Annotated in this window: 15 protein-coding genes, 1 tRNA gene and 5 pseudogenes; 6 read left to right on the forward strand and 15 right to left on the reverse strand. The window is 35.6% G+C overall.

Going from position 1 to position 21,528, the window contains the following annotated elements; translation table 11 throughout:
- The first annotated feature begins 79 nt into the window (after positions 1-79).
- Positions 80-976: an Rpn family recombination-promoting nuclease/putative transposase gene (locus ABWU36_RS00005; protein ID WP_265045026.1), complete on the forward strand. Its 897-nt coding sequence runs from the start codon at positions 80-82 to the stop codon at positions 974-976.
- A 23-nt stretch (positions 977-999) separates the two neighbouring features.
- Here ABWU36_RS00005 and ABWU36_RS00010 read toward each other — a convergent pair.
- Positions 1,000-1,545, reverse strand: a pseudogene (locus ABWU36_RS00010) (IS256-like element ISWpi15 family transposase); the annotation flags it as partial.
- A gap of 223 nt (positions 1,546-1,768) precedes the next feature.
- Between ABWU36_RS00010 and ABWU36_RS00015 the strand changes: the two are divergent.
- A pseudogene (locus ABWU36_RS00015) lies at positions 1,769-2,784 on the forward strand (IS110 family transposase).
- 228 nt (positions 2,785-3,012) lie between these two features.
- Here ABWU36_RS00015 and ABWU36_RS00020 read toward each other — a convergent pair.
- Positions 3,013-3,715, reverse strand: a pseudogene (locus ABWU36_RS00020) (transposase); the annotation flags it as partial.
- A gap of 501 nt (positions 3,716-4,216) precedes the next feature.
- Entirely contained in the window at positions 4,217-4,372 is a 156-nt protein-coding gene (locus ABWU36_RS00025; protein ID WP_253309621.1) for a hypothetical protein, read from the reverse strand.
- A gap of 253 nt (positions 4,373-4,625) precedes the next feature.
- On the opposite strand from ABWU36_RS00025, the gene ABWU36_RS00030 reads away from it, so the two are divergent.
- Both ABWU36_RS00030 and ABWU36_RS00035 read left to right on the forward strand, forming a co-directional pair.
- Positions 4,626-5,270, forward strand: a complete 645-nt coding sequence (locus tag ABWU36_RS00030; RefSeq protein ID WP_309166945.1) for an alpha/beta hydrolase — start codon at positions 4,626-4,628, stop codon at positions 5,268-5,270.
- 5 nt (positions 5,271-5,275) lie between these two features.
- Positions 5,276-6,091, forward strand: coding sequence for an SDR family oxidoreductase (locus ABWU36_RS00035; RefSeq protein WP_353272844.1), 816 nt, complete (start codon positions 5,276-5,278; stop codon positions 6,089-6,091).
- Between the two features lie 291 nt (positions 6,092-6,382).
- Here ABWU36_RS00035 and ABWU36_RS00040 read toward each other — a convergent pair whose 3' ends face one another.
- The 3 genes from ABWU36_RS00040 to carB form a co-directional block, all read right to left on the reverse strand.
- Positions 6,383-7,663 carry a hypothetical protein gene (locus ABWU36_RS00040; RefSeq protein ID WP_353272845.1) on the reverse strand — a complete coding sequence of 427 codons (1,281 nt, stop codon included), beginning with the start codon at positions 7,661-7,663 and terminating at the stop codon, positions 6,383-6,385.
- Between the two features lie 29 nt (positions 7,664-7,692).
- Positions 7,693-7,854, reverse strand: a complete 162-nt coding sequence (locus ABWU36_RS00045) for a hypothetical protein (RefSeq protein ID WP_264688451.1) — start codon at positions 7,852-7,854, stop codon at positions 7,693-7,695.
- Between the two features lie 129 nt (positions 7,855-7,983).
- A complete protein-coding gene (gene carB, locus ABWU36_RS00050; RefSeq protein WP_353272846.1) occupies positions 7,984-11,286 on the reverse strand; it encodes a carbamoyl-phosphate synthase large subunit in 3,303 nt (1,100 codons plus the stop codon).
- A gap of 384 nt (positions 11,287-11,670) precedes the next feature.
- Here carB and ABWU36_RS00055 point away from each other — a divergent pair.
- Positions 11,671-12,686, forward strand: a pseudogene (locus ABWU36_RS00055) (IS110 family transposase).
- Between the two features lie 228 nt (positions 12,687-12,914).
- Here ABWU36_RS00055 and ABWU36_RS00060 read toward each other — a convergent pair.
- From ABWU36_RS00060 to dapE, 4 genes and pseudogenes are all read right to left on the reverse strand, one after another.
- Positions 12,915-13,617: pseudogene (locus tag ABWU36_RS00060) on the reverse strand (transposase); the annotation flags it as partial.
- A 104-nt stretch (positions 13,618-13,721) separates the two neighbouring features.
- On the reverse strand, positions 13,722-14,471 hold the full coding sequence (locus ABWU36_RS00065) for an alpha/beta hydrolase (RefSeq protein WP_353272847.1): 750 nt from the start codon (positions 14,469-14,471) through the stop codon (positions 13,722-13,724).
- A gap of 1 nt (position 14,472) precedes the next feature.
- Entirely contained in the window at positions 14,473-15,000 is a 528-nt protein-coding gene (locus ABWU36_RS00070) for a c-type cytochrome (protein ID WP_253309627.1), read from the reverse strand.
- 644 nt (positions 15,001-15,644) lie between these two features.
- Positions 15,645-16,850: a succinyl-diaminopimelate desuccinylase gene (gene dapE / locus ABWU36_RS00075; protein ID WP_353272848.1), complete on the reverse strand. Its 1,206-nt coding sequence runs from the start codon at positions 16,848-16,850 to the stop codon at positions 15,645-15,647.
- A gap of 42 nt (positions 16,851-16,892) precedes the next feature.
- Between dapE and ABWU36_RS00080 the strand changes: the two genes are divergently transcribed.
- Positions 16,893-18,230, forward strand: a complete 1,338-nt coding sequence (locus ABWU36_RS00080) for an iron-containing alcohol dehydrogenase (protein ID WP_264688448.1) — start codon at positions 16,893-16,895, stop codon at positions 18,228-18,230.
- Positions 18,231-18,425: 195 nt separating this feature from the next.
- Here ABWU36_RS00080 and ABWU36_RS00085 read toward each other — a convergent pair.
- From ABWU36_RS00085 to rpsF, 5 genes are all read right to left on the reverse strand, one after another.
- A tRNA-Met gene (locus tag ABWU36_RS00085) sits at positions 18,426-18,498 on the reverse strand.
- Entirely contained in the window at positions 18,498-19,790 is a 1,293-nt protein-coding gene (gene purB, locus ABWU36_RS00090; protein ID WP_253309630.1) for an adenylosuccinate lyase, read from the reverse strand. The genes ABWU36_RS00085 and purB overlap by 1 nt, the downstream gene beginning before the upstream one ends.
- Positions 19,791-19,902: 112 nt before the next feature.
- Positions 19,903-20,448, reverse strand: coding sequence for a 50S ribosomal protein L9 (gene rplI / locus ABWU36_RS00095; RefSeq protein ID WP_264735518.1), 546 nt, complete (start codon positions 20,446-20,448; stop codon positions 19,903-19,905).
- A 7-nt stretch (positions 20,449-20,455) separates the two neighbouring features.
- Positions 20,456-20,731, reverse strand: coding sequence for a 30S ribosomal protein S18 (gene rpsR, locus ABWU36_RS00100; RefSeq protein WP_064125330.1), 276 nt, complete (start codon positions 20,729-20,731; stop codon positions 20,456-20,458).
- Complete coding sequence (gene rpsF / locus ABWU36_RS00105; RefSeq protein WP_265016769.1) at positions 20,731-21,513, reverse strand: 30S ribosomal protein S6; 783 nt, start codon at positions 21,511-21,513, stop codon at positions 20,731-20,733. The genes rpsR and rpsF overlap by 1 nt, the downstream gene beginning before the upstream one ends.
- Positions 21,514-21,528: the final 15 nt, after the last annotated feature.

A 21,528-nucleotide genomic window follows, 5' to 3' on the forward strand; every position in this document is an offset into this window, starting at 1 on the left:
CTATAGCTATCTTCAAAAATATGGTTGAATAATTGTTAATAATAGTGTATAATTATTAATATTTTCAAGCATTTTTGCCATGGCTCTTTCAAAATTTCTCGATCCTCGCAATGATTTGTGTTTCAAAAAAATCTTTGGAACGGAAAAAAATAAGAATATCCTGATCCACTTTTTGAACGATATTTTAGGGTTTACTGAGATAAATGCAATACAAGAAGTTGAGTTTCTTAGCACTATTATGGATCCCGAAGTTGCCTCTGATAAACAAAGTATTGTTGATGTTCTCTGCAAGGATTCTCACGGAAATAGATATATAGCAGAAATGCAGCTCGCTAGAGACAAGGGCTTCGAAAAACGCGCTCAATTATATGCCGCTAAAGCCTACTCAAGACAATTAGATAAATCTGGCAACTACATTGATTTAAAGAAAGTCTTCTTTATTGCTATATCAAATTGTAACTTACTTCCTGAAGAAGTTGGTTATATCTCTACTCACAATATACGTGATATAAAAACTAACGGCCATTACTTAAAAGATTTTCAATTTATCTTTATAGAATTGCCCAAATTTTCAAAAAGTAAAGTAGAGCAGTTAGAAAGTATAGTAGAAAGGTGGTGTTTCTTTTTTAAATACGCAGAAGAAACAACAGAAGAGGACTTAAAAGAGATAGCAGAAAAAGCGCCAATAATAAAGCTAGCATATGATGAATTAGACAAGTTTCGTTGGAACGAAAAAGATTTAGTAGCTTACGAAGAAAGAATAATGGATCTACGGAAAGAAGAAGCCATTCTTGAATACAGACTTGATCTTGCTGAAGAGAAAGGTATACAAAAAGGTATAGAGAAAGGAAAAATTGAAGGGAAAATTGAAGGGAAAATTGAAGTCGCAAAAGCAATGCTGGCTAATAATGTTGATGTCAACACTATTGTCAAGTTTACAGGCCTTTCTATTAGTGAGATTGAAGGGGAGTGTTAAATAAACTGTGTCAAACCGCATTTTTAGTTCAACTCAATTTTCAATCTGCCAGGAAAGAAAACATCAAGTTGAGAGATAGTTAATGCCCAATCATGTACAGGCATCGTCCACTTTTCCTCTGCCTTCTTTATAGCACAATATACCTGCTTATACAAGGCATTTATGCTGGTAAATGAGCCTTTGGTCTTAGTGAATTTCCTAATTTGCCTATGTAGCCCCTCTATGGGATTGGTGGTGTAGATTATCCTCCTAACTGGACCAGAATACTTAAAATAACCAGACAAGTTTTCCCAATTATTCTGCCAAGATTTTATAACCATAGGGTACTTTGTGCCCCATTTTTCATCCAATTCCAACAGATAATTCTCGGCAATTTCCTTGCTTGAAGCTTGATATACCTTCTTTAAATCGCTCAAAAAACTCTTCGCATCTTTACTGGCCACATACTTCAGTGAGTTGCGTATCTGATGCACTATACACATCTGCACTTCCGCATTAGGAAAGACACTGTTTATAGCTGCAGGAAAGCTTTTCAGCCCATCAACGCAGGCAATAAGGATATCTTCTACTTGTATCTTGTCAAAAGCATCTAATGTTTTAAGCTTAAGCATTAGGTGGAGAAGGGAGGAACTCTGTGCTTCTTCTTAGATATAAAATCTGTAGAGGAGATAAGAATTCCCTTCTCAAAAGTATAGGCTGGACGGTATCGTAGAAAGACCTGAATGGTTCTAATTCTGTATTCACAAGACTAGCCTTACTTTTCATTTTTAATGGTAACGTATGGGGTTATATATGATCAACAACTTTTTGGGCATAGATATATCAAAAGATCGCTTTGATGTTTTTCTCTCATTTATAAGCAAAAAAGGAAAGCGTGAAACTAGAAAAAGAAGCTTTAAGAACGATGGTTTCAAAGTCTACTGAATTTTCTACACAAACATAATGTAGAAAAAGTAAAAACCTGCATGGAATCTACTGGTTGTTATAGCGAAGCACTGGCTGAATTTCTACACAATGCTGGACATTTTGTAAGTGTTGTAAATCCTTATTGCATAAAATCTTATGCAAGGAGTAAGCTGATACGACAAAAGAATGATCAGACCGATGCAGAAGTTATTGCTGATTATTGCCAAAGACAGGAACCTTCTAGTTGGACACCACCTTCTCCTGAAATGAAAAAATTAAAACATCTTTATCGTTGCTCAGTTGCGTTAAAAGATGAGTTAACATTAGTAAATAACCACTTAGAAAAAAAAGAGAGACTGCCTAAAGAAGTTGCAAATGCTTGGGAAGACCTTGCAATGAATATAGCTCAAAAAATAGAAACAATAAAAAACTCCGTACGTGAACTATTAAATCAACACAAAGAATTGTTGGAAAATTTTCAACTTCTATTGACTATTCCAGGCATAGGAGAAGAATCAGCAATAGCTATTTTAGCTGAAGTTTCTGATATAGAGGTTTTTAGAGATGCCAGGCAATTGGCAGCATATACAGGAGTTATACCACGAAATATGACGTCAGGTTCCTCTGTATATGCCAAACCCAGATTAAGTAAATCCGGTTCACAAACATTACGTAAGGCACTTTTCTTTCCTGCCATAGTAGCTAAGAATCACAATCCTATCATTATGAGCTTTTGCCAAAGATTAAAGGAAAAGGGTAAGCATAATATGGCCATCGTTGGTGCTGCAATGCGTAAGCTACTCCATATCATTTTCGGTATTCTGACATCCAAAAGTGCTTTTGATCCTAACCATATCAAAAACTACAGGGCTAGGAGGTTGACTGAAGGTTTAGTACTTTAAAATCAAAAATGCTTCCTATCTATCTTATGTAAAGTGGTATCTTACACAAATTTATTGAATGTTGTTGGTTAGTGGATATGTTGATAAGTAAACTTCATCTGTTTTGTGCGTATAAAACTAATTTACTTATCAACATATCCACTAACTATAATCTGTGTACTGTTACACAATTGGAAGTATTTTTTGATTTTATGATGCAACTTGGGAAATTTTTATAATTTTTTTGTTGACTAACAAGACGGTATCTCCTCTTTCTTTGAGGTCATTTAGCACTCCCAACCAGAAGTTAGCTCCTTCACTTTCAGCCAAATAAAAACCTAATACTTCTTTTTTGCCATTTTGATCTATGCCTAATATGTTATACATGCATTTACTTACGCAATGCCCGTCCTCTTTGACTTTAAAAAACCATGAAAACTATCGGATATACAGACTGCAGCAGGCGACTACGCCATTCGTTGATTACTGGTAGCAATTTGTCAGTAATACTTGATATCTCTGCCACCGATATTTTGTGATCATAAATTTCCTCAACATGTGACACTATATCTCTATAGCCCATACCACTGGCAAATGTGCTCAAAATCTTCGTTTCAAGCTCTGGATGTAAGTTTGTTTGCCTTTTTTTGACTATTTGTGGTTCGAAACTTCCTTCCCTATCTCTTGGCGTCAAAAGCTCAAATGACCCTGCGCTTGTACGTAAAGTCTTTGCATTCCTCCCATTTCTTCGATTATTCTCTTCGCTTTCAGCCGACAAGTGGTTTTCTATTTCACCTTCCAGGCTTACCTCCAGCAACTTTTTTATAAACGGTGTTAATGCTCCATCTCTTCCTGTCAACGGTCTTCCTTCTCGTATAGACGACAGGATATTTGTTTCTAATTCTTTATAATCTACCAAACCGGTAGTTCTGTTTACTACTTTCTGACTCATTGTCAAACCTCCATTTTTTTATATCAATTTATTACTTTTTTTTCGGTTTGACACAGTTTATTTAACACTCCCTTTCTATTAATTCTTTCGTCTTGTCAGACTTATGAAAACTCGCATTGTCAAACCTAGCCAGGTTTTAATATTGGCATAAGCCTATTTTCAACATACGCTTCAAAAAGCTCACTGTTGCAATATCCCTCATGGTGCCTCTTCACTTAGGGCTCCAATTATTTCTTCCTTTGTATCCTGGTTTCTCCGCAAATAGCCCTTTTCCTCTTCGAGACCATCCATATTCATAAAATTCGTTGTCTTCTATACCTGATTCATCTATGAATACTAAATTTTCTTCATTTATTTCTGCTACCTTTTGTATGACTTCCTTTCGTTTTCCTTCATCCCTTTCCTGGTAGAGAAAAGTTTTTTTTATACATATAGTTCACTTTTTTAAGGTAGTTATATACTTTGTCTTTGCACATATTGCCAAATTTTTCAATTATCTTTTCAACTCTGATTTTCATCTAGAAATTCGACAAAGCTATCTAAGTCTTTAATTTTATGACTATGCCCCTTTTGATAGCCTGAAGATGGTTTTATGCTTCCTGTTTCTTCTCTTCTTTTCCTCCACCAATATATTGTTTTTCTATCAATTTTGAACATCTTCCTCCATAGTCATTTTTTTCTCGTCTACTACTTTCAAAACACGTTCCCTCAGATCCTCACTTTGGCATCATTCTACCTTATCCAAAGCCATTTTATACCTTTTTATCCCTTCTGAGGTAACCTTTTTTCAGTTAGCTATAGGTATAAAATAATGGAGTATGTCTCTCCATCATTCAACAGCAATCACAGTATGTTTTTACAAATTTGAAAATTAGTGTTAAATAAAAATATAAATGCAAAAGGAAAAGAAATGATTGAACTTAAAGGCCAAGAAATTTGTGCAGGCGGAAATAAGAAAAATTTGATTATTTTTTTACATGGTTGGGGCTCAAGTGGCGATAATTTCATTCACCTTGCTAAAGTTATGAGCAAGTTTTTACCCGAGTCATATTTTGTAGCACCCAATGCTCCGTTTGAAAGAGAAATAGGTGATGGTTATCAGTGGTTCAGCTTGGAAGATCGTAGTGAGGAAGCGCTATATAATGGAGTAAAAAATGCTACATCAATTGTAAATCATTTCATTGATACAAAATTAAAGGAGCTTAATTTAAAAGATACGCAACTTTCTTTGGTTGGATTTTCTCAAGGAGCAATGCTTGCAATACATACAGCTCTCACCCGCTCTCAATCCTGTGCATCAGTTGTTGCATACTCTGGTAGGTTTCTTTCACCTTCAAAAACTGCACCAGAGATCAAGTCAAAACCTAACATATGTGTTATCCATGGTGATGCTGACGACGTGGTACCTTTTTCGTCCCTCGACTTAGCGGTTAAAGCTTTGAAAGAAAATGGAATAAATGTTGAAGGGCACCCAATTCATGCATTAGGGCATATTATTAATGAAGAGGGGATAAAATTAGGAGTAGAATTTATCAAGAAGAATTTTAAAAATTAATTTTCATGCACTTGTTTTGCTTTGGTTATGGATATGTGGCTAAATTTTTATCGAAAAAACTGCTGAACTTAGGTTGGAAAGTCAGTGGCACATCAAGAAGTAAAAATATACAAAATGTAATCCTCTTTAATTATGAGAAAGTTAGTCAAGATCTGCTTAAAAGCGCAACGCACGTTTTAATTTCTATTCCTCCAGATGGTGATGATGTTATGGAGAGATATGGTGATTGCCTGCAAAATGTTAAATGGTTTGGTTATTTGTCTGCAACTAGCGTTTATGGTGATTACTCTGGTAATTGGGTGAATGAGGAATCTGAAACAAAACCTATAGAAATCAGAGGAGAAAAGCGCCTTAGATCTGAAAAGAAGTGGCTGAATAGCAAACTGCCTGTACATATTTTTCGTTTAGCTGGAATATACGGTCCTGGTAGGAACGTGTTAATTGACTTGCAGCTTGGCAAAGCAAAAAATGTGAAAAAAGAAGGGCATTTTTTTTCTCGTATTCACGTTGAAGATATATCGAACATTCTATTTTTTTCCATGCAAAACATAAAACCTGGTGAAGTATACAATTGTGCAGATGATTTACCCACTACACAATCTGAAGTGATAATGTATGCAGCCAAACTCCTCAATGTTAGTCCTCCAGAGCCAATTGAGGTTTCTTCCTTACCAGATTATGCACAGAGTTTTTATTTAGGGTCAAAAAAAGTAAGTAATGTTAAAATTAAAAAAGATCTTAATGTCTCTCTAATTTATCCTAACTATAAGGTGGGATTAGAGAGTTTGCATGTAAAAAAAACTGAAATCACATTAGAATGAAGTAGATAGACCTATTGTTTAGTTGTATCCGTTCAGCAAAGTGGCAAAATAGGTAGGCGAGATAAACCAAAAAATCAAGAAAAAAGTAAGTTTACAACAAATGGTGTCATTCCAGTGCTTGACACTGGAATCCAGCCTTTCCATAATCATCAAAACATTGTATTTTAACGTAAAACAGCTATTTTTATGCTCACCAACTTAATAAAATTCCTGGATCCCAGTGTCTGGGCACTGGGATGACAAAGGAGAGCAGTGTCAAGCACTGATCACTTTTGCTTCAATATTTGCACATTAGCCATGCCTTGAATCAATACGTTTAGTTCTGTAATTGTGTCCGCTCAGACTAATGTTCTCTAGGTAAGATTGTGGAGTATTCGTTGCAGCATTTGGCTGTTCAATTACGCTAGTTGGTATAATACTTCTATTTCTTTCAAAATTTCCATCTCGTATAGCTTCCAGAACGCTTTTTCCTCCTAAAAGACAGTTTTCTCCTAAACTTTTCCCCTTATCTTCTAACTCGTTAAGCCTTGCTTCGCTCTCCTTATCAATCTTTACTTCTATTTCATTACTATTTTCCTTAGGATTTAGATGAATACTGATTTTTCCTGCTTCACTATCAAAAGATAATGTTACACCTTGCTTACAAACATCCAGATAATTTCTTTTTCCGTTGTAGCTTTCAACTCTTACTATACTTTTCCCAATTTGCAGTATACCAACTCTTAAGTTTAAACCTTTATTCTTTTCATTGCTTAGGATTTTTGCAACTTCAACAGTACTATCTTGTGGATATTTTATACAAAAGCACTCATTATCTATCTCTACTTTTAATTCTAATTTGTCCTTTTGAGCTTGCTCATTTTTGTTTACAATACTTTCATATGCTGCATTTTTTAGATCGTTTTCAATTTCCTTACATTGTGCAAAGAGATCATTTACATAATCAGAATCAGAAGTTACATATCCTAGCTCACCACCATCGAAAAGACCTCTTTCTACTTTCCCACCTTTTAACAATAAATCCCTAATGGTGTTTCTTATGATGTCTAAATTACCATCTTCCAGTGCTTCATTCGTGTTGTCATCATCTTGATCTTCATTGTTACAAGAAACATCCTGACCTCTAAATGCATGCGCTTTACTGCTAGGGCATAGGCCTTCATTATTGATAACATCTATTATTTCTTCAAATATCAAATTTGTTACAGTTCTATAACGATCACCATAACATGAATTTAGTCTTATCCCTTTCCCTAAATATTTATTTGTTATGTCTCGAACAAGCCTTAAAGCACTTTCTTTGTTATTTTCTTCTTCCACCTTTTTCATCTCCTTACAAAATTCATCAATCAGCTTCTCTTCATTTTCAGTTAATGGTATTTCTAGATCCATTAAAAGTGAGCCACCTTCCGGAAAATAAGAATAATCTGAACTACAGCTCGAATTTGAGTCCCAATCACTTGGTTCAGTACAAGGCGTCTGATTACCATCAGCAGAACTATCATATGAATCATAATCACTAAAGTTCTGTAGTCGATTATCACTTTCGTGTTCATCTGTTTTGTTTGACAAATCACTGCGAGAGAACTCCATCGGATCTTTTATATTACTTCCAAACTTTGTTGATTATCACTTTCGCCTAACCTAATATCAGTTAGTGTTGGATCATATAATTCTTGGGTATTTTTTGCTTCTGTTTTCCTCGTCTTACGTAATGGATAAGGCTGATAAAATTGAGTTCGTTTCCTTTTTACCTTATTCATGTTGCATAACCGTTATTCAATAATTCTTTAACAAATACCATAATACATAGGCAAGTCAGTAAAAAAATTTGACTTACATTACTCTACCACAATTTTGAGATAGAGTAATGAATTATTTTCGTTTGGCATTTAAACGTTTTGTATCTGCTGTAATGATTTCACTTCCAATTTGCTATTCTTTACATATTGAATTGCAAGCACTAACGCTTTACTCCCAGAAGCTGTGGTGCTATAAGCTATATTTTGCAAAATAGCAGTTCTCCTGATATCTTTGCTATCTGAGACTGATTTCACACCTTTTGAAGTATTGATTACTAGATTTATTTTTCCATCTTTGAGCATATCAACTATGTGGGGTCTGCCTTCTCTCACTTTATTTACAGCTTTTGCAGCAATGCCGTTATTATTCAGATATAAAGCTGTGCCTTTGGTTGCATATATTTCAAAACTCAGTTCTTTCAACATTCGTGCAACAGGCAATATATACTCTTTATCATCATCTTTTACTGAAACCAGAGCTGTTCCTTCTATTGGTAACTTGTATCCTGCAGCCATGTGCGTTTTTGCAAGTGCAGCTTCAAACGATGAGTCAATTCCCATTACTTCTCCTGTTGATTTCATTTCAGGACCAAGTAGAGTGTCAATTCCCGAAAAGCGCGTGAATGGAAAAACAGCAGCTTTAACTGCAAAATGATTGAAAGGCTTGTTTTCCTGATTCAATTTTTTACCCAAAATAACCTGAGTGGCAAGCTTTGCAATAGGAATATTGATTACCTTGGAAATAAAAGGAACGGTTCGACTAGCTCGTAAATTTACTTCAAGTATGTATACATAACTCTCTTGAACAGCAAACTGAATGTTTATCAGACCTTTCACTTCTAGTGCAAGAGCTATTCTTTCAGTTTGGAGCTCGATCTCTTTTATTACTTCGTCACTCAATGTATTTGTCGGTATTGAGCATGTTGAATCGCCAGAGTGGATACCAGCTTCTTCAATATGCTCCATGACCGCTGCAATGAAAACTTTTTTCCCATCACACACAGCATCAACGTCAACCTCAACTGCATTGACTAAAAATTTATCAAGAAGCAGCGATCCGTGTTCAAAAATTTTGGTTTGATTCAAGACATACTCTTTAAAGCTCTGAGTATCGTGTCTAATCGACATAGACTGACCGCCGAGGACATATGATGGCCTGACTACTAGTGGAAACCCCACCTTTTCTGCGTTGGTTAACGCTTCTTTTACTGAATGGCAGATAGAACTTTCAGGTTGTTTTAAATTAAGTTGCAAAGCAAGGTTTTTAAACCTCATGCGATCTTCTGCAAGGTCAATAGAATCAAACGAAGTTCCCAGAATTTTGAAACCTCTCTCGTTAAGCACTTTGGCTAACTTTAAAGGTGTTTGACCACCTATTTGAACTATTACACCAACCAGTGTGCCATTTTCTTGCTCTTTACTTAGTATTTCAAGCACATCCTCTGCAATCAGTGGGGCGAAATATAAACGATCAGTGGTATCATAATCAGTTGAAACGGTTTCTGGATTACAGTTGATCATTATTGTTTCATACCCCATTTCTTTGGCGGCAGAAGCTGCATGTACGCATGCATAATCAAACTCAATACCTTGACCAATGCGATTTGGACCACTTCCTAAAATGACAACCTTTTCTCGGTCAGAAACATCTGCTTCGCACTCCATTCCCTCTGTCATCCGAGTAGCTGACACTGGGATCCATTCTTCCTTATCTCTGGATTCCAGCGTCACGCGCTGGAATGACATCATTGTGTTACCCTCATAACAGCCATACATATAAGCAGTGCTCGATTCAAATTCAGCTGCACAGGTGTCTACACGCTTATAAACTTGTTTAATGCCAAATTTTTTTCTTATTTCTTCAATTTGCTCTACTTTCTTATTGCTTAATTTTGCCAATCTTGCATCTGAAAACCCCATTTTTTTCAGCTCTAACATTTCATATGCAGTCTCAGGAAGGCCGTTTTCCTTGATTTTTTGTTCAGCTAATATAATTTGCTGTATATTCTGCAAAAACCATAAGTCATATCCTGTAATCGAATTTATTTCTTCTATGCTTATTCCATGACGCATTGCGTCAGCAGCAATCAGTAATCTGTTTGGCAGCAATTTTGCTAATTGAGATCTGATGTGATCAATATCAGTATTTTCAGGAAATACTTCATTAAGTCCCGTAAGCCCAGTTTCAAGCGAGCGAAAAGCTTTCTGCAGCGACTCATTAAAAGTGCGGCCGATCGACATCACTTCCCCCACTGATTTCATGGAAGTTGATAGTTCACAATTCGTCCCCTTAAACTTCTCAAATTCAAAACGAGGAATTTTAGTGACGATGTAATCAATCACTGGTTCAAATGCAGCAGGTATAACTGGAGCGCAATCATTACGTATCTCATCGAGTGAATAGCCGATAGCAAGTTTAGTTACAACTTTTGCAATAGGATAACCTGTTGCTTTTGAAGCAAGTGCAGAAGAGCGAGAAACCCTTGGATTCATTTCAATCACAACGAGGCTTCCATCTTCTTTAGGATTCACTGCAAACTGAACATTTGCACCACCGGCACTAATATCAATTTCTCTTAGCACTGCTATAGATGCATTTCTCATCTGTTGGTATTCTACGTCACGCAGAGTCAAAGCAGGAGCAACCGTGATACTATCTCCGGTGTGCACTCCCATTGGATCAATATTTTCTATCGAACAGACTATTATGCAGTTATCTTTACAATCACGGATAACTTCCATTTCATATTCTTTCCAGCCGATAATTGATTCATCTATCTGAACTTCATTTATTGGCGAAATTTTGAGAGCACTTTCTGCAATATTGAAAAACTCCTCTTTATTGTATGCTATGCCGCTACCTGCACCACCAAGGGTGAATGACGAGCGGATGATTGCTGGTAATCCAATGTAATCCAAAGCCTTTCTTATTTGTTCTTGATTTTTTATAATGATACTTTTGGGGTATTTTAGCCCTATTTTATCCATGGACTGACGGAATAACTCTCTATCCTCTGCTTTTTTTATTGCTTCTCTATTTACCCCTATTAATTCTACATTGTATTTGTCTAACACTCCATCATCTGCAAGTTTTATTGCGCAATTGAGTGCTGTTTGCCCGCCCATTGTTGGCAATATTGCATTTGGCATCTCCTTAATTATAATTTTCTCTATGATTTCAGGCAGTACCGGCTCAATATAAGTTGCATCAGAAAACTCAGGATCTGTCATTATAGTTGCGGGGTTGGAGTTAACCAAAATGACTTTATAACCTTCACTTTTTAATACTTTACAGCTTTGCGTTCCGGAATAATCAAACTCGCATGCCTGACCTATAACTATTGGGCCTGCTCCTATTACTAATATAGATTCTATATCTGTGCGTTTTGGCATAATTACAATAACGATTTCTGTTCAAATAATGTTACCAATCTTTCCTGTATATGTGAATTTTTATTAAACCTATTAGCTAACTGTTTTTAGGCTTGACGCATAACTGTACGAACATTGTGATTTGAGTCCACTAGGAGGGCGTCATCCAAGTAGCCTTCTTCTTGTATCTTGTCAAAAGCATCTAATGTTTTAAGCTTAAGCATTAGGTGGAGAAGGGAGGAACTCTGTGCTTCTTCTTAGATATAAAATCTGTAGAGGAGATAAGAATTCCCTTCTCAAAAGTATAGGCTGGACGGTATCGTAGAAAGACCTGAATGGTTCTAATTCTGTATTCACAAGACTAGCCTTACTTTTCATTTTTAATGGTAACGTATGGGGTTATATATGATCAACAACTTTTTGGGCATAGATATATCAAAAGATCGCTTTGATGTTTTTCTCTCATTTATAAGCAAAAAAGGAAAGCGTGAAACTAGAAAAAGAAGCTTTAAGAACGATGGTTTCAAAGTCTACTGAATTTTCTACACAAACATAATGTAGAAAAAGTAAAAACCTGCATGGAATCTACTGGTTGTTATAGCGAAGCACTGGCTGAATTTCTACACAATGCTGGACATTTTGTAAGTGTTGTAAATCCTTATTGCATAAAATCTTATGCAAGGAGTAAGCTGATACGACAAAAGAATGATCAGACCGATGCAGAAGTTATTGCTGATTATTGCCAAAGACAGGAACCTTCTAGTTGGACACCACCTTCTCCTGAAATGAAAAAATTAAAACATCTTTATCGTTGCTCAGTTGCGTTAAAAGATGAGTTAACATTAGTAAATAACCACTTAGAAAAAAAAGAGAGACTGCCTAAAGAAGTTGCAAATGCTTGGGAAGACCTTGCAATGAATATAGCTCAAAAAATAGAAACAATAAAAAACTCCGTACGTGAACTATTAAATCAACACAAAGAATTGTTGGAAAATTTTCAACTTCTATTGACTATTCCAGGCATAGGAGAAGAATCAGCAATAGCTATTTTAGCTGAAGTTTCTGATATAGAGGTTTTTAGAGATGCCAGGCAATTGGCAGCATATACAGGAGTTATACCACGAAATATGACGTCAGGTTCCTCTGTATATGCCAAACCCAGATTAAGTAAATCCGGTTCACAAACATTACGTAAGGCACTTTTCTTTCCTGCCATAGTAGCTAAGAATCACAATCCTATCATTATGAGCTTTTGCCAAAGATTAAAGGAAAAGGGTAAGCATAATATGGCCATCGTTGGTGCTGCAATGCGTAAGCTACTCCATATCATTTTCGGTATTCTGACATCCAAAAGTGCTTTTGATCCTAACCATATCAAAAACTACAGGGCTAGGAGGTTGACTGAAGGTTTAGTACTTTAAAATCAAAAATGCTTCCTATCTATCTTATGTAAAGTGGTATCTTACACAAATTTATTGAATGTTGTTGGTTAGTGGATATGTTGATAAGTAAACTTCATCTGTTTTGTGCGTATAAAACTAATTTACTTATCAACATATCCACTAACTATAATCTGTGTACTGTTACACAATTGGAAGTATTTTTTGATTTTATGATGCAACTTGGGAAATTTTTATAATTTTTTTGTTGACTAACAAGACGGTATCTCCTCTTTCTTTGAGGTCATTTAGCACTCCCAACCAGAAGTTAGCTCCTTCACTTTCAGCCAAATAAAAACCTAATACTTCTTTTTTGCCATTTTGATCTATGCCTAATATGTTATACATGCATTTACTTACGCAATGCCCGTCCTCTTTGACTTTAAAAAACCATGAAAACTATCGGATATACAGACTGCAGCAGGCGACTACGCCATTCGTTGATTACTGGTAGCAATTTGTCAGTAATACTTGATATCTCTGCCACCGATATTTTGTGATCATAAATTTCCTCAACATGTGACACTATATCTCTATAGCCCATACCACTGGCAAATGTGCTCAAAATCTTCGTTTCAAGCTCTGGATGTAAGTTTGTTTGCCTTTTTTTGACTATTTGTGGTTCGAAACTTCCTTCCCTATCTCTTGGCGTCAAAAGCTCAAATGACCCTGCGCTTGTACGTAAAGTCTTTGCATTCCTCCCATTTCTTCGATTATTCTCTTCGCTTTCAGCCGACAAGTGGTTTTCTATTTCACCTTCCAGGCTTACCTCCAGCAACTTTTTTATAAACGGTGTTAATGCTCCATCTCTTCCTGTCAACGGTCTTCCTTCTCGTATAGACGACAGGATATTTGTTTCTAATTCTTTATAATCTACCAAACCGGTAGTTCTGTTTACTACTTTCTGACTCATTGTCAAACCTCCATTTTTTTATATCAATTTATTACTTTTTTTTCGGTTTGACACAGTTTATTTAACACTCCCGATTGAAGAATTAAGTGGAAATCTGTGAACGGTTACCTATATGTTTTTGCTGGCAAAAATTCTCTAATGGTCTTAAATAAAACTTTCAGTGAGTGATTGTCAGACATGTTGTGCTCTGCTGATTTCATCAAGTATACTTCAACATCGGTTGACTTAATTTTTTCAGCTAAATTCAATGAAGTTTGATAAGGAACATCTTTATCATTAATGCTATGCAATAAGCGCACAGGACAGTTTATATCTATTGCTTCTCTGTTTAAAAGAAGGTTCTTTCTGCCATCTTCGATCAAATTTTTAGTTATTTTGTATGTACAATGCTCTGAAGTAAAATCTATTACACCTTTAGAACCTAGTTCTTTTTTTTGCTTGCCTGACAATTGCTTGAATATCAAATCTTCAGTAAAATCAGGAGCAGACGATATGCCGATTAATGCTGCAATTTTTTCTGAAAATTGAAGGGCAATGAGCAGCATCAGCCATCCTCCCATACTTGAACCTATAATTATTTGTTTATCGCTAGTTAATTCACTTATCACTTTAGCACAATTTTCTTGCCAATCACTTATCGTGTAATCAATAAAATCACCACTTGAATGACCGTGACCAAAATAATCAAATAGCACAAGTGCTATATCGTTTTCTTGGCAAAATTTGTAAATAGCAGTTGCTTTAGTTCCATCCATATTAGATGCAAATCCACCGAAAAAAACTACAGAAGCTTTCTTTCCTTGTAGCTTTCGATATGCTATGTGACCATTATTTCCATCATTACAATAATCCATACTACTTTGGCAAAGCAACCGGGTTATCACTCAATTGACGCAAATAACTAACTAGATCTGCAATTTCTTGTGGATTGGAAATACCTGCAAATGCCATACGCGTACCTTTTATATAGGCTTTTGGGTTCTTTAAGAAAGCAAATAGCTCCTCATACCCCCATTTTCCACCTCTTTCAAGCACTGCTTTTGAGTAATTGAATGAGTTACCAAGATGAGCCTTTTTGTTTCCAACTACGTTCCATAAGTTTGGTCCTACTTTATTCATTCCACCTTTCTCAAAACTATGGCAGGCTATACATTTCTTCGCTGCTGACTTGCCTTTTTCAAAGCTAGCATTCTGCATGAGCGCTCCAATATCGAGCGCCACTTGCTCGATTTTTTGCTGGAACTCATTGTTACCAGCAGCTACTATCGTTTGGTGTTCAATCTTATATTCCTCTGGACTATACAGCATATCAACTACGTTGCTGACTATCATAATGATTAGCCCAGAAAGTAAAATCGATGCTGCAATCTTATTAAGCTCCATAGTTAATTTTTATCAATTAATGTTGCTTAAATTATGCAAATATTTTCGCAAATAGCAACCAATTACCTTGAAGCTCGCTAAAGATGAGAGTCTCTAGCTACAAATATTAAGAAATTTACCAAATGGAAAAAAAGGCAAAAGAAGCCCCGTGGTTGGCTAATTACTTACATTATACTTTCAAGTATGGCGTTTTTTTATTCTAAACGCTTAATAACCGCGATTTAGCTGCTTTTTAATGCAACTAACCTTTAGTCATAAATGTTTAAGAAATTTACTAAACAGAAAAAAAGGCAAAAGAAACCCTAGGGTAGCTAATTATTCACTATCCATTTTTTAAGTTGGCGTTTTTTAATGTTTTAAATGCTTTATAAGCGTATTTCAGCTTGTATAGGTAAAAACCTAGAAATTTGATAAAGACATAGAGTGCACATAGTGCAAAAAATTAAACATGAGACGCCAAATACGTTGAGTTTTTTTGTCATTTAATCTGTACAGAGAAGATAAATAAATAGCTTCATTTTCATGATAAGGGGGCTGGCGGAGTTTGTCAAGTGGTTTTTGTAGCTCTCATGGTTTTTGGATTCTAACGTCACACGCTGGCAGTTGTTACTCAAACAACAGTTATGCAAGAGATCTGATTACATCTAAGCTAACAATGGACCACTAGATATATTACTAACTACGTTGACCTGACTCAATATTTTATTAGTGGGATTGAAATAATTTTCTATAAATTCCTTATATATAGCTGTTAATTTATGTATATCATTTACTAATACGCATTCGTTTATCTGATGTGCGGTTTTGTTGATTATACCAAATTCAATCACTGGACAAACATCTTTGATAAACGCAGCGTCAGATGTGCCACCACTTGTGCTCAGCACAGCATCAATACTGGTAACTTTATTTATCGCATCAAGCATAATATCAGTATTTCTATCAGGAGTAGAGAGGAAAACGTCCCTGCTGCTATGCATAGAAAGTTTATAATCGTTAGTTATACTGGAGCATATTTCATCAATCAGCTTATATAAGCCGTCAGGTGTTTGTGTATCGTTATATCGAATGTTAAAACGTGTAGTTGCTGAACTAGGTATTAGATTGCTAGTATTATTTCCAACATCGATAGTAGTAACTTCGCAATGTGAAGGCTGAAAATATTTATTACCATGATCAAAAGTAGTATTTTTTACCTTACTCAATATCGATATTACCTTATATATTGGATTATCTGCTAGGTCTGGGTAGGCAACGTGTCCTTGTTTTCCATGGCAAATTAATTCAAATGTTACAGAACCTCTTCTGCCTATTTTTATGGTATCACCTAATTTCTCACTACTGGTTGGTTCGGCAACTACACAAAAATCTATCTTTTTTTGCTTACTTTTCATCCATTCCAAAACTGCCTTTGTTCCATATTCTTCCGTGCTTTCTTCAGCACTGGTAATCAATGCACTTATCGAACCATTAAATTGAAACTTTTCTGCAATTAAATTTGCCATAGCAGCAATAAATGCAGCTATTCCGCTTTTCATATCAGCTGCTCCTCTTCCATATAGCATTCCATCTCTAACTTCTGGATTAAATGGACCAAATGCCCAATCTTTTAACTGACCCGGTGGTACAACATCAACATGCCCAGCAAAGCACAAATTTGGTACTCCATTTATATATTTCGCATAAAGATTTTTAACTTTAGTTCCATCATCACCAAATTCTAAAATCTCACAGTCAAAGCCACTTTTCTTGAAGATTGTTGCTATATGCTCTATTGCCCCGCCGTCCCTTGGTGTTATACTCTCAAAAGAGATCAATTTCTTAGTTAGCTCTACAGGGTCAATTTTCATGTCAACCTTAAAATAATTATATTGCTATATTGTAAACACTCTATGCACTATTTAAAACAAATATTACATCAAACCGAACAAACTTTTCTAAGAGAAGTAATAACAGATTACCACCTTGCTGATGATATCTATGAAATATGCACACGACACGGAAATGACATCTTTCTAGTTGCAGATGAAAATACAGCAAAACTTTTAAACAAAAACGTATTTAATAAAATTTCTCACTTAATTATCCCGAGCAATACCATTAGGCCTCTTGCAAAACCTCATATCATTTCGGATGCTCCCTACATTTTATCATCCCAGTCCTTCGAGACTGGGATCCAGGAAAAAAAATCAGCGTCACGCGCTGGAATGACACCAACCATGGGTACTAATCTTTCACTTGCCTCTCTTGAAACCATAAATTTAGTTAGAAACAAAGCAAAAGACAGTGACTTAATAGTTGCATTTGGTAGCGGCACCGTTAACGACATCTGCAAATATGCAAGCTACCTCGAGAAAAAAGATTATATATCGTTCCCAACAGCCGCTTCCATGAATGGATATACATCCGCAAATGCTTCAATATTAGTAAATGGATACAAAAAATCGTTCAAAGCACATCTTCCAAGAGCGATATATATAGATATAGACATACTTACCAATGCACCACTGCGCCTCACATTAAGCGGATTTGCAGATTTCATTTGCCGTTCGACAGTTCAGGCTGACTGGCTACTATCTCATTTGTTGCTTGGCACAGAATACAATGAATTACCTTTTACACTTGTTCGCGATTTGGAGCAAATTTTGCTAAGAGAGTATACGGCGCTTACTAAAAGAAGTAGAAAAGTGGTCCTATTACTTATGGAAGTTCTACTAATTTCAGGACTTGGAATGGTAATATCAAAAGGCAGCTATTCTGCAAGCCAAGGAGAGCATATGATAGCTCACGCAATGGAAATGGTAACAAGAGATCATTCCTCACTACATGGCGAAAAAATTGCTGTTACGACGATTACCATGGCTAATTTGCAGGAAAAAATATTATCAATACAAAACCCGATTATCAACCCGACCACTTTAGATGTAAAACATATAACTCAGTGCTTTGATAATATCGAATTTGTAAGAACTTTTGAACAGAAGCAAATTATGCAGCAAAAAATCCAAGAGATTATTTGTAAAGAATGGACTAATATTTCCAATTTAATTAAGCAAAATTTACTACCTGCAAAATACCTGCAAAAAATATTTGAAGATCTATCAATTCCGCACTTACCAGAGCACCTCAGTTGGAATAAAGAACAATATTGTAAAGTGGTCGATCTTGCGTTTGCAACAAGAGATAGATTCACCTTTCTTGACTTAGCTAATTGCATAGAAGAAAGTTAAGTTTTGTAGTGAAATTCTGTCATTTAAAGAGATCATAGGCCAAAAGCTAAACCCTTTTCACAATCTCTTATCCATTTTCCTCTAAACTGTACACCTAAGTGGATATACAACTGAACGTAACCATTCCAAGTAGCTGACACTGGGTCGCACTACTTCACCAATAGCACTATCTTGCTAAACATAGTTTAGTTCGAGTGGCTGAGGAGGGACTTGAACCCCCGACCAAGAGATTATGATCCTCCTGCTCTACCAACTGAGCTACTCAGCCTAATTGAAAACCTTGCTATATATGTGACCTACATGCTTTGTATAATATTTCAAATCAAACAAAGATTCAAGTTTTTCCGAGTTAATAACCTTAAGTAAAGGTTTATCTTGTTTCAATTCGGCCAGAAAATCACTGTTGTTTTGTTTCACTTTCATTGCATTGCTCTGAACAATTTTATACGCCTCTTCCCTCGCCAAACCACTATTTACTAACTCAAGCAATACACGCTGTGAGAAAACTAAACCTTTTGAAGAATTTAAGTTCTTTTCAATGTTTTCCTTATTGATTACCAATTTATCTATCAAATCTGTTAATCGCACTAAAGCAAAATCCATTGTTATACAAGCATCAGGAGCAATGCATCTTTCCACAGACGAGTGTGATATATCACGTTCGTGCCACAATGCAACATTTTCTAACGCAGGAAAAACATAACTGCGTATTAAACGTGAGAGTCCCGTCAGATTTTCACTTAAAATAGGATTACATTTGTGTGGCATAGCAGAGCTTCCCTTCTGCCCAATGGAAAAATGCTCAGAAATTTCGCCGATTTCAGTTCTTTGCAAATGACGAATTTCAATTGCAATATTTTCTATTGAGCTTGCAATCACTCCCAAAACCGAAAAGAACATGGCATGTCTATCACGAGGAATGACTTGAGACGATATGGTTTCAGGTATGAGTCCCATTTCTTTTGCTACATACTCTTCAACAAACGGATCAACATTTGCAAAATTACCTACTGCACCTGATATTTTACAAATTGAGATCTCTTTTTGCGCGCTAATTAATCTCTGATAATTGCGTTTAAATTCAGCATAAAATCTAGCAAATTTTAATCCAAGAGTTGTTGGTTCTGCATGCATTCCATGACTGCGCCCAACACAAACAATATCTTTATAGTCCTCAGCTTTTTTTTTCAATACTGCAAGTAAATTTTTTAGATTCCCGAGTAAAATATCACATGACTCTTTCAACTGCACCGCAAGGCATGTATCCAAAACATCAGAACTTGTCATTCCATAGTGGAGATAACGAACATCAACTCCCGCTTTTTCAGCAACATATGTCAGAAAAGCTATAACATCATGTTTTACAATGGATTCAATTTCGTTGATACGTTCAATATCAAATTCAATAGCACCAGAGAGCTTCTGAGCAACACTATTTGGAATCACTCCTAACTCTGCTTGAGCTTCACACGCTAATTTTTCTATTTTAAGCCATATATTAAATTTATTATTTTCCTCCCAAATGGAAGACATTTCTTTTTGGCTATAGCGCGGGATCATTAAATGACCCCCGTCTTATCTTTGAACATGCTAGATCCCAGTGTCACGCACTGGGATGACAGAAAAAAAAGGCACTGGAATGACAGGAATAGTTGATATATTTTATTCACTGCTATTTGTTATTTGTATCTTCTTGCTCCACTGCTTCACCTTCTTGTTGCTCAGACTTCTGATTTTGCAACTTTACTTGCCTTAATTCATGCGCATCTGTTTCGGATTTCACGACGTATATAGTAATTGGTACTACTACTTCACTATGTAATTCTACGTTTACTTGGTATTCACCCAAGTTTTTGATGCTTATTCCACCAAAAGATAAACTACGATGATCTATCGCATGTCCTTCTTGTAGTAAAACTTTCGCAATTTCACGTGTTGTTACAGAACCAAAAATTTTACCATCCTCTGAAGCTTGCTTTATCAATACCACAAACTTATCATGTAGTGACAATGCAAGCTCTTTTGCTACATTTAATCTTTTTATATTCTCTTCTTCCAGTAATAAACGTTGCTCCTCTAGCTTTGTTAAATTTTCCTTGGTAGCTTTCACCGCTTTTCTTTGTGGAAAAAGAAAATTACGTGCATAACCTGGTTTAACTTTGACAACTTCACCAAGCTTACCTAAAGTCCTTATATTTTCCTTTAAAATTATCAACATAAATTACCTAAACTTTTTTAGTACAGTAAGGAACAAGAGCCAAAAAACGTGCCCTTATGATCGCTAAGCGTAACTTCCTTTGTTTTTTTGCACATACGCCTGTTAACCTTCTAGGTAATATCCTACCATAGTCAGAGGTAAACTTGGATAATAAATCTGTATTCTTATAATCTATGTCTTCATCTTTAGACGTAGCAAGAGGGCAAACTTTAGAACGCCTAAAGCCAGTCCTATTATTTACAGATACGTAAGAATTATTAAAACTATTTCGTCTTTTCATCATTATGCGTTTTGCTCCTCAATTTGTTTATTCATCATATAAGATTTACCTTCAAAAAATTTATCAACCTGCACAGACAAGTGGCGAATAACGTTCTCATTAAGTTTCATTCTACGCACAAATTCATCCAGAATGTTTGCAGTAGAACTTATGCACATTATACAATAATGACCGCTCTTCATCTTATTTATTGGATATGCAAAATCCAAAAGACCCCAATGTTCATACTTGATTAATCCCGATGCTTCAATGTTTTCCAAAAGCATCTCCAATGCTTTGCTCGATTGAGTTGGACCGTTTATTCTAAAATCTTTCAAAATATCTTGAAAAATCTTTATTAGATGTTCTGAAATATTTCTCTTCAAAGCATTTACTGCATTATGGATAAACGCACTTTTAGTAATTTGCTCACTGCCTCCTAGAAATTTTATAAAATCTTGCGTTATTCCTAAATCTTTTAGGTCATCTTTCAACTCTTTATCGATTTTTGACTTCACTTCTTTCAAATTTGAAAGATCTTCTTCCAATTCAACCCATAAAATTTTTGTAAGATCTTCTAAGAAATCAGAGTAAGCAACTAGACCTTCTTTAATGTCTTCAGCACGCGTTTCTAACTCTTGTTTTGTAAGCGTACTATTTTGCCTTTCCATAAGACTCTTGATCTTCTGGAAAATAACATCTGCTTTAATATTTTTCAATGAAACAGCTAGCTCTTGGACCATCTCCTCTACTTCTTGCTGTAATAATCCTTGTTGTGCTATAAAAGTAAATTCATAAAGATTCACTATATCTTCCTTTAA

Source organism: Wolbachia endosymbiont (group A) of Portevinia maculata (genome assembly GCF_964028525.1).
Classification (GTDB): domain Bacteria; phylum Pseudomonadota; class Alphaproteobacteria; order Rickettsiales; family Anaplasmataceae; genus Wolbachia.

Excerpts from the sequence above, each read along its gene's own strand:
- ABWU36_RS00030 (WP_309166945.1), top strand. The coding sequence starts at position 4,626 with ATGATTGAACTTAAAGGCCAAGAAATTTGTGCAGGCGGAAATAAGAAA.
- carB (WP_353272846.1), bottom strand. The coding sequence starts at position 11,286 with ATGCCAAAACGCACAGATATAGAATCTATATTAGTAATAGGAGCAGGC.
- ABWU36_RS00005 (WP_265045026.1), top strand. The coding sequence starts at position 80 with ATGGCTCTTTCAAAATTTCTCGATCCTCGCAATGATTTGTGTTTCAAA.
- dapE (WP_353272848.1), bottom strand. The coding sequence starts at position 16,850 with ATGAAAATTGACCCTGTAGAGCTAACTAAGAAATTGATCTCTTTTGAG.
- ABWU36_RS00025 (WP_253309621.1), bottom strand. The coding sequence starts at position 4,372 with ATGTTCAAAATTGATAGAAAAACAATATATTGGTGGAGGAAAAGAAGA.
- ABWU36_RS00070 (WP_253309627.1), bottom strand. The coding sequence starts at position 15,000 with ATGGAGCTTAATAAGATTGCAGCATCGATTTTACTTTCTGGGCTAATC.
- rpsR (WP_064125330.1), bottom strand. The coding sequence starts at position 20,731 with ATGATGAAAAGACGAAATAGTTTTAATAATTCTTACGTATCTGTAAAT.
- rplI (WP_264735518.1), bottom strand. The coding sequence starts at position 20,448 with ATGTTGATAATTTTAAAGGAAAATATAAGGACTTTAGGTAAGCTTGGT.
- ABWU36_RS00080 (WP_264688448.1), top strand. The coding sequence starts at position 16,893 with ATGCACTATTTAAAACAAATATTACATCAAACCGAACAAACTTTTCTA.
- ABWU36_RS00045 (WP_264688451.1), bottom strand. The coding sequence starts at position 7,854 with ATGAATAAGGTAAAAAGGAAACGAACTCAATTTTATCAGCCTTATCCA.
- ABWU36_RS00035 (WP_353272844.1), top strand. The coding sequence starts at position 5,276 with ATGCACTTGTTTTGCTTTGGTTATGGATATGTGGCTAAATTTTTATCG.
- ABWU36_RS00065 (WP_353272847.1), bottom strand. The coding sequence starts at position 14,471 with ATGGATTATTGTAATGATGGAAATAATGGTCACATAGCATATCGAAAG.
- purB (WP_253309630.1), bottom strand. The coding sequence starts at position 19,790 with ATGATCCCGCGCTATAGCCAAAAAGAAATGTCTTCCATTTGGGAGGAA.